4 protein-coding genes are annotated in these 16,163 nt (G+C 45.7%); 3 read left to right on the top strand and 1 reads right to left on the bottom strand.

Annotation, left to right across the window (positions count from 1 at the left end; translation table 11 throughout):
• Positions 1-826, bottom strand: an 826-nt coding sequence (locus AB4517_RS01665; RefSeq protein ID WP_372147793.1) for a helix-turn-helix transcriptional regulator, incomplete at its 3' end; no start/stop codon positions are given.
• 306 nt (positions 827-1,132) lie between these two features.
• On the opposite strand from AB4517_RS01665, the gene AB4517_RS01670 reads away from it, so the two are divergent.
• Genes AB4517_RS01670 through AB4517_RS01680 form a run of 3 tightly spaced genes read left to right on the top strand, consistent with a single transcriptional unit; the run spans position 1,133 to position 16,081 of the window.
• Entirely contained in the window at positions 1,133-11,527 is a 10,395-nt protein-coding gene (locus AB4517_RS01670) for a hypothetical protein (RefSeq protein WP_372147796.1), read from the top strand.
• A 27-nt stretch (positions 11,528-11,554) separates the two neighbouring features.
• Positions 11,555-15,070, top strand: coding sequence for a hypothetical protein (locus tag AB4517_RS01675; RefSeq protein WP_372147794.1), 3,516 nt, complete (start codon positions 11,555-11,557; stop codon positions 15,068-15,070).
• Between the two features lie 60 nt (positions 15,071-15,130).
• The gene (locus AB4517_RS01680) at positions 15,131-16,081 is read left to right on the top strand and encodes an OmpA family protein (RefSeq protein WP_372147795.1); all 951 of its coding nucleotides are present in this window, start codon (positions 15,131-15,133) and stop codon (positions 16,079-16,081) included.
• The last annotated feature ends 82 nt before the right edge of the window (positions 16,082-16,163 follow it).

The following is a 16,163-nucleotide window of genomic DNA, read 5'->3' on the forward strand; positions in this document are numbered from 1 at the left end:
TAATATTACATTTTTTAGCAGAAGGTTCTGAAAATTTAAATACTTCAAACCCCACGCCCTTCAAGAGTTTCATCATGTTGGGGTCTTTTACTAAAACAGAATATTTTTTAATGTTTTTGTTCTGAGAAAGTAACTGTATATCTGAAACTATATGCTCAATAACATGATCTTTTGTCTCTGAGTGTGAGCTTATATTAAAATAATTTATGCTTTTGCTTGAATTTAAAGAGCAGGCCATTCTTAGATCTAGCTCTTGAGTTTTTAATGTTTCAAATTGATGGTCTTCAAAGAAAAAGCCTACGTTGTGACTCACAATGTCGCCATCAACATTGATCAGCTTGTGACCATGTGCTTTTTTCTCACAGTAGTAGAGATATAAATCAATTTGGTCCAGTGGCGAAATATCGACTTTTGTGAATTTAGAAAGTAGTTTGATTCTGTCGATAACGCCAGTGTCACACGGCTCTGACATTAAAGGCCGTGACTTAAAGTTGCGTTTGCCTTGTTGTTGATTCAGGCCTGATAGAGCTGAAATTCTACTTTGAAATGAGCCATAGGATTCGTTTAAAAACAGTTCGATTAGTGTGTCTTTTTGTTCGGATTTAAAGCTCTTTATTGTCTCAAACAAATCTCCGCCAAGGTGCTGTAAGATCTTGAGTGCTTTGTATGTACTAGGCTTTACCTTACTGTTTTCCCAACGATTTATCGTTACGACGTCAACCGCATTAAACTCATCGTCCAGCTGATTTAAGTAGGTTGCAAACTCTGTTTGTGTAAATTGAAGTTCCTTTCTGAAGTTACGTAACAACTGTGAAAACTCACTCATTAAAACATTAACCTTCTGATAATTAACTCAATGTCTTGATTCTAGTTTAGACATCGGATTCTCTATTTAACATCTTCAGTAATTTGTTTTTTACGGATGTTAATTGTTCGGATTATTTGAACTGTATGTTGCGCATGTCCCTAACAGGCTAGGTGCCAAATTAGTGACGTCAAATCTATGGCTTTTTGCCTAGACGCTTGTCAATCTACTGTGAAGTGCGCGTTAATGTTCAGATACAATCTTGCCTTTTTCTTATCCATTCTATTGTTTCCATTTGCCTCCTATGCGGACACAACGGGTCTTGTTATGGATCTGTCTGTTGACAGCGCGTCTTACGACAACGACCAAGAGGTGGCTTATACGCTTGTTTTAACGAATGAGTCGGATAAAGCTATCGCTGAGTTGGACGTTAAAGATGAGCTGTTAAATATCTTAACGACAGATGACCAAGGGAATAATGTCAACGCGTTCTCGCAAGTCTCGACTCAAGCGCAATCCTCCTTCCTTTCATCTCCAGGTGATTACAGTCGCTTCGGAAACTTAGATGCATCAGGTGTGCGTATTGCGGCTGGTGGGTCGGTGACCTACACCATGGTCGCCACCGTTTCTGCTGACGCAGCCGGTACGATTGATAACGTCGCAAGTGCGAGCACTGGACTGTTGGATGCTATTGAATCAAATACAGAATCCATTCAGCGCGGTGTGTACCAACATGATGTTGTTGTTTCGGTCGATAAGACGAACTATCAACTCAATAACAAACTCACCTATAAGATTAAGGTTTCGAACACTGGCGATACGTTTATTCAGACGATCGACGTTCAAGATGTCATTTCAGACATAAAGGCACTCAATATTGAAGGGGCTTTGCAACAAGCTTTTACTGATAACGTTAACTCAGTTAGCAAGGTTGAAGGCAGCAAAAGCGATCCAGGCACCTTCGCCGAATCAGGGGACTTATCAGTAAGTGGCGCGTCGATTGATATAGGCGGGTCTTTAACTTACGAAATTCAAGCGACCGTTGCCGACAATTTAGTTGGCGACATTGTTAATGACGACATAACTGCAGAAACACGCGATGACTTGGTTACAGTTGATGAGGTTATCACTCCGCCCACTGAGCCTAGTGTCACCCTGACACATACCTTGAACCAATCGGATAACTACCTAGTCGACGATGAGTTTTCTTATACGGTCACTGTTGCCAACCAAGCAAGCTCCGGTATTGCTTACCATTATTCGGTTCAGCAGTTTCTTGCGGATCTTGAAACCGATCTAGGTAACGATGTCAGCAACGAAAAGAACGCAACTGACACGGTTGGTAATCCTTATGATTTTTGGACCAATGAAGTGACCTCGATCGGTTCTAATAGCCTTTCTGAACTCAATGCATCTGGAAAGGAGTCCAACAAGTCAATAGAAGACAAAGTGTCTATCTATCCCGGTGAGCAGATTGTTTATTCCGTTGTGGTGGACGTTAGCCCTGTGTCTATTGGTCAAATTCCCCAAGTTGCAGCCCGAGTGGTTGATGCTGATGGCCACGCAGATTCTGGCGATGCTTTGGCCAATATTCTCGATTCGAAAGACGTTCTGACGACGTCATCAAGTCAAATTACACGTAATAAGAACACCACAGATACGACTTATGTTCCGGGGATAGTCGGTGATAACGAAGTGGTCTATGACATTGTTATTTCTAACAAGGACACAGAGTTCTTCGCCAACGATATCGAAGTTGTCGATAAATTTGCTTGTATCGTGACAGAGCAAGCGGATGGCTCTAATGCTTCAGCATTTTCCGAGTGGAAGCTTGAAGTCGCTGATAGAAGTGGTGAGGGATCGAATTATGGTTCATTTAATTACAATACTTGGACAACAAACGACATCAATTTGAAAGTCGACCTCGCACCTGAGGGCTTCGTTCATTATAAGCTGACCGCAAAAGTGGCAGACACCAGTGTGGGGCAGATTGTTGATGATGGTACCGATGCCGGCTTGTGCTTAGGGGATAACTTAGGCGAGTCGGGTTCTGGCGTCCAAATGCCAAACTCGAAATTAAAGGTCCAAAAGGAAGTGGATTCTCGTTACTACTCAGCTGGCGGTACCCTGAACTACGACATCACGGTAGAGAATAACGGTGACGGCTATGCGATTGATATACCGGTTTATGATGATTTAGTCTCTGTCATGACTCAGTCTATTAATGATACACCGACTAAAGCGTATTTGAGCTGGATTATTACTGCGAAATCTTATGCCTCTGACGGCTCAATTTCGACAAACAGTGATCCCGGCTTTACTGATGACATAGAAGGTAATCAGAAGAATCAAAAGATCTTAGATGTGAAGGCAAAGCTAGCTCCACACGATAAGATCGTTTATAGCATTGCCGCGATCGTAAACCCCATTGCCGATGATGAAATCCGTAATGAAGTGACGGTTGACAGCGTACTTTATTCCGATAGAGGCTCATACCCACGAGATTACTACTTAGTATTGGATAAGCGTGTTGATGGTCATGACGAACAAAACGCGTATACCGACACCACCAATACTGTCACTTATACGATCAGCATTACCAACCCAGCAGGGAACGGTTTCGCCTCTAACATCAATGTTAAAGATGAAATCAGTACCATAGAAGCAGAGTTACTTCACGAGCCGGGTGAAACCAAGCCCGTGTTCTCTTCGTGGACGATCAGTGCAGAAAGAGAGGCAGACTCCCCGTGGGTGAAAGCCGTGACTGACCCTGGATCGTTCTCGGATAACAATGATCTGGATGCCACCGCTCAGATCCCGCCAGGTGCGACGATTACTTATACCATTGTTGGGACACTCGATCGCAGTGTCGACAGTGAGATTCTTTGGGGAGCATTCACCAATACCGCAACAGTGACGGGACCAGATACTAATCTATCGGATACGGTACGTACCTATCCTAGCGAGCCGAATCTTGTAGTCGCTAAGACCGCTCAAAATACCGACTTTGTTGTAGGTGAGCGCGCTACGTTCGATATTTATATCTATAACCGCGGTGTTGGCTATGCAAATGACGCAACGGTACAAGATAGTATTTCAGCGCTTAACTTCTTTAATAGTTGGACAATTGTAGGTTCGACCAACACAGATAAACCGGGTTCTCGTTACGGTGACATTGCTAACGACACTGACATCGATACCGACGTTGATATCACTCCCGGAGGGTGGGTTCACTATGAGGTGAGCGGCATTGTTAAGTCTGACTATGAAGAAGAACAAGTATCGAACCGTGTTGATGTTTACGATCCTATTACAGACCGTGACCACAGCTCTTCCGCTCAAATAGATAACTCACACAGTACCTATGACATCAATGTTTCATTAGCCAAAACGACCGATGTTGTCCGCTACACGCCGGGTGAAGATCTCACCTACACCATCGTTATTGGCAATAACAGCGACACTGATGAGACCGATCTTATCTTCATGGATCGCCTGAGTGAGATCACTACTACGCTAGCGAATGATAAAGATGGTGAAGTAGAAGATGTTCTTAATCAAAACCCGTTTGACTATTGGTCTGTTGATACTGGCTCTGGTTTCGGCCCTCAAACGACTGAAGATGTGGAGTTCCCAGTTTCAATTCCGGCCAAAGACTTTGTCACGGTGCGTATTAAGGCGCATGTCAAAGACAATGCGGTATCTAACGGTGTCGCTGACAGAGACGGCGGCATAATCCGCAACGAAGCCGTGCTGATTCATGACGATAATGCCGGTTGTACTGACGATTGTGAGTATGCCAAACGTGCCGTGGCTGAAAACCATCAGGTACATAACAGTGGCGGCGTTGTTCGCACTACTAACATTAACCGCTACTCTCCGGGAGATGAGTTGACTTATACCATTAGGTACAACTCTCAAGATGGACATGGTTATCGAAACAACGTAGACGTTAACGAACTGATTAATGACATATCAGTGGAGCTACAAGATGGCAATTCAGGTAATCCATTTTTCGATGATTCGGTAGGTTCAAACAAGTTTACGGTGGCGGTTGCTAAGAGCGATCCTGCGAACGCGGGTACAACAGATGGTACCAAAGACGGTGATGTTGCGAACGACACTGACATCGTAACCTCGATTGATATCGATGCTGGCGAAGACGTGACTTACACAGTAACAGGTACCGTAAGACCGGATGCGGTCGGTGATATTCATTATCGAGATACCGTCGTGATTCCCGATGACTACCATTTAGATTTTGATAAAACGACTGATGAAGCGGTGTACGAGCCCGCTCAAACCGTGACCTATCACTTAGTGATTGAGAATGACGGCAAAGGTAACGCTCACGATATTCCAATCGTCGATAACCTCGAAGATATTACGGTCAGCTTAGTGGATGGTAATACAGGACCAGCGTATTCAGATTGGACCATCACATCGATCGCAACTGGAACTGATTCTGAGTATGTGGATGCGGGCGCAGGTGCTGGCAATGTTTACACATCAACCAACAGTAACCTAAATGTTGAAGCCGATATTCCGATGGGCGCTAAGCTTGAGTACCAAGTTGTCGCGACCATCAATGACAAAGCCAATGGTGATGTTGTTAACGTTCTAACCGTTGATGGTGACACGATATCTCATGATATTCGTCAAGAAGCTCGAAAAGTTGATTTTGAAAAGAACATTCTGGCGTATTACGACACGGATGAAAACGAACTGGTTGGCGCAACTAACTACATGCCAGGTGGTTATGTTGAGTATGAAATTTTAATTGAGAACATTGCGAGCGCCCACGTTGATGATATGAGCTTGCGTGATGACATCGACCAAATTAACACTCAATACTTTGATGGAACGCGTGGCCCTGCCTTTGATAGCTGGACGATTGAAACATTCACTGATAGCTCAGGTATTTCCAACCCAGATGTTGATAACTCAATCCAAGACAATAAGCCGATTGATACTCACTTCGATATCTCGGCAGACAACTTTGGCCGAGCTGCATCGTCAGCGTTTGTCCGCTATGTCATAAAAGCCAAGATCAGTCCGAAAGCGGTTGGTTCTTTTACCAACAAAGCTTTCATCGACGAAGACAATGGCAATGAGTTGATCGCGGTATCGCCACCATCAACGATGGCGGATCCTGAAGTCACGTTCTCTAAAAAAGCGTTTTATGACGCAGGCCTCTCCTCGGCAAAGACTGAGTATTCTCAAGTCGCTGGTGAAAGTGAGGTTTACTACCGAGTTCAAATTAAGAACACGGGTAATGGTATTGAGTATGGTTCTCGCCTTGAAGATACTATTTCTGCAATTCAGACTCGCATTGCAGAAGATGCCTCGACGTCTGGCACTGACCCTGTCGGCCAGCCATTTTTATCTGGTTGGGAAGTGCAGCTAGAAAAAACGGCAGCGGTAGGTTCGATTACAGACGCGGTTGACTTCGTTTCTGGTAATAACGTCAATATTGATAACGACATTGTTATCGCGCCTCAAGAAAGCCTAACGTTCACCATCCATGCTGAGATTCGTGAGGATGCGTTGGGCGATATTCAAAACAAAGCGAATTATGACGGTAAGGTTCGTACTGCGACTCTAATGCCACTAGGAAATAATATCAGTGTTGAAAAACGCGTGGTGTCGATTAACGGCAACCCGTTCAATGATGGGGATACCTATCTGCCGGGTGACGAAGTTGAGTATGAATTTGTGGTCACTAACACTGAAAACGGTTGGGCGAATGATATTCAAATCAAAGACACGGTAAAGGATATCCAAGTTGAGGTTATTGGCGGAACAATGGAGTCTGCCTTTGTTTCGGGCGATATCATTCACGAAATCAGTAATGGTATTGATGCCAACGTCGATACCTATGTTCCTAGCTATAACCCAAACAATAACCTGAATATTGAAACCGATATTGCCGCAGGTGAAATACTGACGTTTAACTTAACGGGTGTTATCCGTGATGACGCTTTGGGAACTATCGAAGCCAACCGAGTGACGGCAGAAAATGAGTCTGCGACGTCAGAAACTATCCCACCTCAAGAAGCTGAGCTCGACTATTTCAAAACCTTGGTTTACACCGATGGTGAATCGGCTGGTTGTTCAGTTCCTTCAAACGATGGCAGTAGCTGTACCTACGCACCACGTGGTGATGTTGAGTATCAAGTTACGTTAGAGAACACTGGCGATAGCGTCGCAAATGACGTGAGTGTTATCGATGCGATTCACACCATCAAAACTGAAGATGGTGATGATGCGTTCTCTAGTTGGACAACGGCTATTGCGGTTGAACCTGTTGGCACTTACGACGTGCAAGGTAACTACAACGGCAGTGTACCATTGAATGCAACTGTCGACCTTCGCCCAGGTGAGCACATTGTATTTGACGTGAAAGGCAGAGTTTCTACGTCAGCGACAGGTACCATCACCAATACAGCACAAGTGAATGGCGATAACACCAACGATATTGTCCTCAACCCTGGCCGCTCGAACATTCTAGTTGATAAGTGGACAGATACACCTACGTACGTACCTGGTGGAACGGTGAATTACTACATCGATATTACCAACGATGATGTGGATTCTGGCCTGTTTTCAATCCGCGACATCATCAGTGGCTTCGAAGTCGAAACTGTCGATGGTTCGATGCAAACCGCACTCACGGAGTGGAGCGTCGATTACAATGTGCTTTATAACTCCGCGCCATCAGACCCTGACGCTAATGATTTTTCAGAGTTAGATAAGCTAGTTGGTCAAAACAGTCCAGACATCGATTTACCTGTTGAATCGATCAAGATGGCTGGGCGTGACGATGCTGGTACGGGTGGTGGTGATAAGTACACAGCTGTCCGTATTCACGTTCAAGGTAAGGTTCGTGATGATGCGATTGGGCGCTTTACCAATACGGCTTATCTACGACATGGTTTGGACGATTCGAAGATCGCTCGCTTACGAGAAGGCTTTATCACTCCGAAGTCGGGTCAATTGGTTCTAACCAAAGAAACGACGCCAATTGCAGAACCTGATGCTAAGTATCAACCGGGTCAACCTATCTCATACAAGATCACCGTGGCTAACACAGGTGAAGGTTACCTTGTCGATCAAGTCCTGACGGATCGCATCGATACCATCATGACAGAGGTGGCTAACAGCCCAGATCAAGAGCAAGCGTTGACAGGTAATTGGATCATTAGCGACGAACAGCTTGATGGCAGTGGCGATCCAGCCCTGAACGCTCGCAAAGATGTGGTTAATAACGCACAGGGTTATAGTGCGACTTACAGCATTCACCCGGGTGACAGTTATTCATTTGTCGTGACCAACACTGTTAATGATAAGGCCAAAGGCGAGATCACTAACGTCGTTAAAGTTGATAGCGACGACGGTGAGCACTCTGCAGACGCGACCTACATTCCAGAAGATGCGCAAGTTGAGATCACTAAAGATGTCGATAAAGCAGAGTACCTTCCGGGAGAAACACTTCAGTACACCGTGACCGTTAAGAATAACGGCTTAGGTTGGGCTGAAGATGTTGCTATTGAAGATGCGCTGAAGTCGGTTGAAACCACGATTGCAGGTGGTACGACTGAACAAGCTTTTGACCCTGCTTCAATCCAAATATCGGCGGTATCGACAACCGGTGAAACCCCAGTACCGGATGCAACCCGTGGTGAAGACCTTCATGAGACGCTCGATATTGCGCCTCAAGACAGTATTGTTTTCACTATTCAAGTTGCGACTAATCCGTTGGCGACAGGCGATATTACTAACATCGCATCAGCGACCTTTGACGGCACAACATTTGATGACAGTGCTACCAGTACACCAGTGTTGGCGACGGTTTCGGTCAAGAAGACGGTTGATACGCCATCGTATGAAGTAACCAAGCTGATTAACTACGACATCACCGTAACCAACAGCTCTGATGCGTTTGCATCTGGTGTTCAACTTCAAGACATCATCAGTGACATTCAAGTCGACACGACCGCGGATAAACAAGAGTCGGCATTCCTACTATGGGAAGTGAGCTTTGACGCCTCGGATGATCGTTCTGTTGTCACTCCCAAGACGTTCGACTTGAGTGAAGATATCGATGTGAGTATGGATGTGGCGCCACAAAGTACCGTGACATTCCATGTTAAGGCGTTGATTCGTACGACGGCGATTGGCGATATCAGTAACACGGCAACCATCACTTATAACGGAACACCACAAGACTCAACGGTAGTCATGACACCGAAAGACTCTGAGTTTGTTGCGACGAAAACTAACGTACAAACCGAGTATGAGCCGGGTGGTGAGCTGGAATTCTTGATTACCATTGAAAACACCTCTAACAACTACATCAGCGATTTAAGTGTTGTCGATGACATGAGCACGATAGAGGTGGGCTATTACGATGGTACCACTGGGCCTGCTTTTGTTGCTGGAACCACTTCTTTGGTTGTTGAGTCAACCACGGTAGGAACGACGACGGAGCAAATTAGCCCGATTGAGTACAGTGTGGATATTGCACCGCACGGCACAGTTGTGTTCCGCTCAAAAGGCACCGTAGTCGATACCGCGACCGGACACATCATTAATACTGCGCAAGTAGATGGCGGCGATGTTATCAGTCCTCCAGTTCAAACAGTTGCGGCTGTGGTTCAAGCTGAGCTGTTTACCGATGCCCCGTATTACGTGCCGGGAGAGCAGGTTGAGTATCACTTAGTGGTGCAAAACATAGGCCGAGGTATAGCCAAAGATGTCGCGCTTTACACCCAGTTCTCTGAATCCATGGGTGATCATATTGATGGTAATCTTAGTAATGCGTTTGATGAATGGACACTAACGGCAACATCAGAAGGGGCTGAAACTCAACCTGGCACCTTTGATGACGACAAAGACCTGTTCACCTTGGTCGACATATCGCCGGGCGGCAAGATTGATTACACGTTCACATTGACGGTCAACGAAGACATGCTGACTAATATCGATGTGCTTGGATACTACCTCGACTTAACTGGTAGCCCAGCGATGCGCGCTCGTTCTAAAGGCATGTTGGCCTCTGAAACCTCGATGCAGGCAGTGGCAGATCAAGTATCTGCTTTGGATTTGCCGCCAGTGGGTGCTGATCTGGTTGTTGAAAAACGTTCTGATAAGCCTGAATACACCGAAGATGACGACAGTGTCACTTATTACTTAGCCGTGACCAACAACGGTCAAGGTAACGCGGCTAATGTTCGTCTAACCGATGAGATCAGTGGACTACAAAACAGCACAGGTAATAAAGTCTTTATCGATTGGACAATTGAAGGTGTGGAAGTCGACGACTCAGGCGCGGTTATTCAGCGTCATTCTTTCCCGTCGAATAAAGACTTAGACACTACCGTTAACCTGAAATCCAACAAACGAAATGCTTACGCGTTTGAGGTCGTGGGTACGCTAGGTAAGGGCTTGGATGACGACATTACCAATACCTTTACGGCGACCGAATCTGACGGTACCGAAACCAGCGACAGTGTAACTACTCATATCAAGAAGATTCCTGATAATTCTGGAGAGTTGGAGCTGACCAAGTCTGCGTTGCAAGATACCGCGCAAGTGGGTGATGCGGTTGAGTACGAGATCATCGTTGAGAACAACAATGAATCTTACTTTAAGAACGTGACTGTGGAAGACCGTTACCCAGGTGGTCTGAAATACATCGTGGATACATCAGAAGTTGTGCTAAGCGGCATTGATGGTGAGTTCGGTACGGAAGACGATCAGGTTATCTCTCAAGATCCATCAGATACGGGCAAGTTAATGTTCACATCGTTGAACTTTGATCCGGGCGAGAAGCTGCGTATTCGTTACTTATTGCGTGTCTCGGTAGGTGCCACTTTTGGTGATTACATCAACACCGCAGTAGCGAAGGTTGATGGCTCGGCTGTTTCTAATGAAGACACCGCCAAAGTGACCATTGAGCCGGACAAGGTGTTCGATACCTCATCGATCATCGGTAAAGTTTTTGAAGATCATAACAAAGATGGATTCCAAGCTGATGCAACCGCGTTTGATGTTGAGCTAACTGCGAACTTAGCAACACAAGGCTACATCGCTGATTCGACGCACATCATTCGTGATGGTCAAGACGTTGCTATTCAAGATGGTGCGATAACCACTGCACTTGAACAAGGTTTGGAGCTTGGTGACCTTTGGGGACATTCAGTGAACCGAACACTGCCAGAAACCAGCAAAGTGGTGATTCAATTTAAAACTCGCACACAGCAAAGCTTTGATTTCTACGTCACAACCGATGCGGGCTCTCGTATCGAGTTCGACGCACAAGGTCAGATTCAGTTTAAGCATGAATCGGACAAGAAAAAGGGACTGAGCGCGGAAAACCTCAACGTAACCAGAAACCTGTATCGCGATGGCGAGGATTACCTGTGGGAAATCGTTATCGAGAACAAAGGTATTTACGAAGATGGTATTCCGGGCGTTAAGTTGATGACGGTTGAGGGAATCGTTATTTACACAGACCAGTACGGTCGTTACCACGTGCCCGACCAATGGGTACTCAATAAGAAAGGTAAGAACTTCCTCGTGAAGTTGGACACTGATTCGCTCTCCACCTCCATGGAAGTGGTGAGCGAAAACCCAAAAGTGTTGCGAATTACCCCGAACAAGCTCACCAAGTTCAACTTTAGCGTTCATCGCAAAGACCAACAAAGTGAACAGAAGTAAGCCATTGGAACCGTAACTGGAAATTGTATGAAAGTATTTAGTAAGTCTCGTTTAGCGACGTGTGTGTTAACGGCCATTCCTGTGATGGCGGTAGCGAAAGACACAGGTAAGCTTGAAAAACTCGGTTCTGAGACGACTGGCATTGAAATCACCAAGCCGAACCAAGACCAAGACAGCTCGCGTATTTACTTAGAGCAAGGCGCTATTTGGGCAAGCCGTGACATCACTCGCTTTGACCCAGTATTAGATGTCAGTGTCAGCGATGAATTAGAAGTCGAACAAGGCACACTGCGTGACAGCGTCGGTTTCACCATTACCACCAACTACGGTTACTACATCAAAAAGTACCAGTTGGAAGTGTACCGAGTGGGTGACTTTGGCTTGTCTGAGCCAATCGCTGTGCTTGAAGGCGATAAACTGGCGAACGACTCTGACATCAATTGGGATGGTCAAACTGATGTTGATTATCAGTTTGAGGTCGGTGAGCAGCTGATGTTCCGCCTAAAAGCGTGGGACAAAGATGGCAACATGGATGTGACCACCGTTGGTGTGACTGACTTAGTTAAGCCGGACTCTGAAGTCGATATCGACCGAAACGATAACGACGATGAAGAGAGCAAAGGTAAAAGTTACGGACAGGCAAAGCTGATGCGTCACAACATCCCGACCAATGCGGGTTTAGCGAAGTTCATCGGCACCGGTTTGAAAGGCGTTGATAAAGTCATCATCGGTGAAGATGAATTTGATGTCGAAGATGGCAACTTATACGCAGAGCAGTACTTACCAACAGATTCCTACATTTTTCCAACCAAGGTTGTGTTTGATAACGGTGATGAACGTCGTTACAAGCTTTACGTTCGTATTCCAGATACGTACTACGCACAAACTGGCTTGGCTGATCTTTATGTTGGTAAGAATAATGTGTCTGGTAATAGCGATGCATTAAGTGTCGATGACCAGTACCAAGATGACATCTACAACCAAGGTCGCTTAGCGTACTTTGGTCAGGGTAAATTTGGCGACAAACTTCGTGTAACGACTCACTTTGATACGCGAGAAAGTGAAATCAAAGACATGTTCAAACATCCGTTCGCCTCCGACGATTCGGATGTGTTCGATATCCTCGAAGACGACGATGAGCTTTATTACGGTAACTATGGTGACAGCTCAAACATCGAAAAAGTGGTCAACACCAAAGGCAAGGTTTACCTCAATGTTGAATACGATAAGTCTCAATACTTGTGGGGTAACTACAACACGGGTTTAACCGGCACCGAGAACAACGATTACAACCGTAGCCTCTATGGTTTCAAAGCCGATTATCGCACTCGCGATACTACACAATATGGTGAAGATCGTTTGAACGTGGTTGGTTTTACCGCAGAAGCAGACTCGTTGTATGCACACGATGAGTTCTTGGGCACAGGCGGTTCTCTGTACTTTCTTCGTCATGGTGAAGCGGTACCAGGAAGCGACAAGGTTTATGTAAAAGTAAAAGATGAATCTGGCCTAGTGCAGAATGAAATCCCACTTGAGCCGGGTGTCGACTATGATTTTGACCCATACCAAGGTCGAATTATTTTGACCAAGCCACTCGACAACATCCTATCCGATAGCTTTGGTAGCGTGATTGAAAACGGCGATGATTACGAAAACTTTCTGGTTGTCGATTATGAGTATGTTCCACAAGGTTCAGATTCATTAGACGCGATGTCTTACGGTGGTCGTGCTAAAGGTTGGATCAACGATTACGTTGGTGTTGGCGTGACGTATGCAACTCAAGAAAAGGACAACCAAGACTACGAGTCTTACGGTACGGACTTAACGTTGCGTGCAACAGAAGGTACCTACATTAAGGCTGAGTTTGCACACAGTGAAGGCAGGCAAACCGAGTCGAATTTTGTCTCTGTTGATGGCGGCTTAACCTTTACGCCAATTGGCGACACATTGGAAGACCGCGAGGGCGACAGTGTCCAAATCACAGCTGTCACCAGCCTTTATGATCTTGCTCCAACCATTTTTGGTGCTGTTGGTAATGACCTGAAACTTTGGTATCGAGACAAAGACGCGGGATACAGCTACGCAAGCAGCAGCGATGATTTAGAGCAAGAGGCATACGGTGCTGAACTTCGTTTGCAAGCTACCGATCGCTTGGCGGTTCTCTCTCGCTTCTCGACCAATGAAGAGCGCGATGTCGATGGTAATCTAGAAACAGATACTGAAACGATTGAGATTGAGACTCAAGTTAAAATCACCGAGCACATTAAGGTTTCGGCGGCAGGGCAACAAACTGAAGAGCTTAACCAAAACGACGAGCACAGTGATGCCACCTTAGCGGGTGTGCGTTTGGAATACATGTGGGACAGTGAGAACAGCGTTTACGTCAAAGGGCAAAAGACCGTCGACCAGTCGGATGACTATGATGAAAACGACAGCGCGTCGATTGGTGCTGAATTCCAAGTGTTGGAAGACTTGTCTCTTGGTGGCGAATACACCGATGGCGACCGAGGCCAAGTAGCAGAAGCGACTGTGACTTACGATGTATCCGATGACCACTCAACCTACGTAACTTATGTAGATGATAACTACGAAGGTCAAAACAACGTGATTGTTGGTCAGCGTGCAGACCTGACTAGCAGTGTCGATTTCTACCAAGAGAACCAGTTTGTTGATGAAAACGACGGTCATGGCCGTATCGACTCGTACGGCTTTGGTTACGACGTGACGGAAGATGTCGAGATGGGGATCGGTTATCAGCTTGGGGAAATTAAAGATGACGAGAACATCACCACAGAGCGTGAATCTATTAGCTTCAATGCTTCAATTGACCTAGATGACATCACCCTAAGCCACAAATTTGAATATCGAGTGGATAAGAGTGAAGACGACCCTGACATCGCTCAGCGAGAACTGCAACAAATCGTGACGACCAACCGTTACACGCATCACTTAACGGAAGAGTACACGCTATTTGGTAAGTACAACTACTCCATCACCGAAAGCGAAACCACGGGCGAAACCATGGCGCAATTTACCGAAGCCACTGGCGGCCTCGCGTATCGTCCGATCTACAACGATCGACTCAACTTACTGAGCCGCTACACGTATATTGCAGATTTCGATCAACTGGATCGCGATGTGGATTATCAAGACGAAACCAGTCAGATCATTGAAGTTGAGGCGATCTATTCGATTGACCAACACTGGGATATCGGTACTAAGTACGCCCATAAAGACAAACAGCAAGCTTTTGAACGAGCATCTGGTTCGAATGAGCTGGTTAAAAGCGATATCGACCTATACGGATTAAGCGCTTCTTACCGAGTGATGAAAGAGTGGGATGTGACGGGTGAATACCACTGGAAAACAGACACACTCAACGATGAGCTAGAACACGGTGCGCTAGTTTCGGTGAACAAGCACATTGGCGAGAACTTTAAAATGGGGATTGGTTATAACTTCTCTGCGTTTGATAGTGACTTAACCAATGATGATGACTACGACGCATCTGGTGTGTTCATTAACTTAGTCGGTAAGATCTAAGCCTGCCCAAGTGGGTCGAAAGTTAAGAGTTGAGAATTCAAAGTGACAGTTAAGAGTAAGATGAAAACAATTATTTTCCTAATAAGCGCAGTGATGAGTACTTTGTTGCTGTCCGGCTGTGCAACCGACACGTTCGTGAGTCAGGAGAACCGAGACAAGTTTGCTGGCATCGATGTGTCTAAGTTTTTAATCAGCGAGTGTTTGGCGCCAGAGCGTGAGGTACACATTGCCATCGCAGAACATTTTGCCTTTGATAGATATCAATTACGCGACCTCGACAAGATCAACTTAGATACCTTTGTTAAAGAGATCAGAGGCTTAAAAGGGCGCATCACGATTGTCGGCCATACTGATTTCAAGGGTTCTCTCGAATATAATGAGCGCCTTTCACAGCGCCGTGCTAAATCGGTCGCAGATTATTTGAAAGGGCAACTAGACCCAACGCAATATGACTGGGAAGTGAAACATCTTGGTGAGACTCAACCTCTTCTGTTTGGTAAGACAGATAAAGACCGAGCGGAGAACCGCCGTGCATTTATCGTGTTTGAAGAAGCTCAGAAGTACGAAGAGATGCCTTTCTGTGAGCCGCCAAAACCAGAACGTAAAGTTTATATGGCAATGACGCCGCACTTCGATTTCGATAAGTCAGTACTCAAGCAAGAAGACCTAACTCAGTTAGATGACTTCACAACGAAGTTGAGCGGCCTGCAAGGTAGCATAATGGTGGCAGGGCACACCGACCAAGCGGGTTCACTTTCTTACAATGAAAAGCTGGCAGAGCGCCGCGCAGAAACGGTGGTTGAATACCTCAAAACCAAACTCGACCCTAAGCAGTTCATCTGGGAAGTGAAGTCATTTGGTAAGTTGCAGCCTGCGATTAATGAACGCTCTGAAAAAGCCTATGCATTAAACCGCCGCGCGTTCATTGTGTTCAAAGAATCTGATATTACCGCCGAACAGCAAGCTCTTGCTGGCAGCGAACAAGAAGCGGTGAGCAGCGAGAGCGATTAGAGTTCACCGAAGAATAACGAATAGTTGCCTTTACAATAAAACGCAAAAAGCCCCATACGTTGGGTAATGCCGTTCACTTAAG

Source organism: Vibrio sp. 10N.222.52.C3 (genome assembly GCF_041474195.1).
Classification (GTDB): domain Bacteria; phylum Pseudomonadota; class Gammaproteobacteria; order Enterobacterales; family Vibrionaceae; genus Vibrio; species Vibrio crassostreae_C.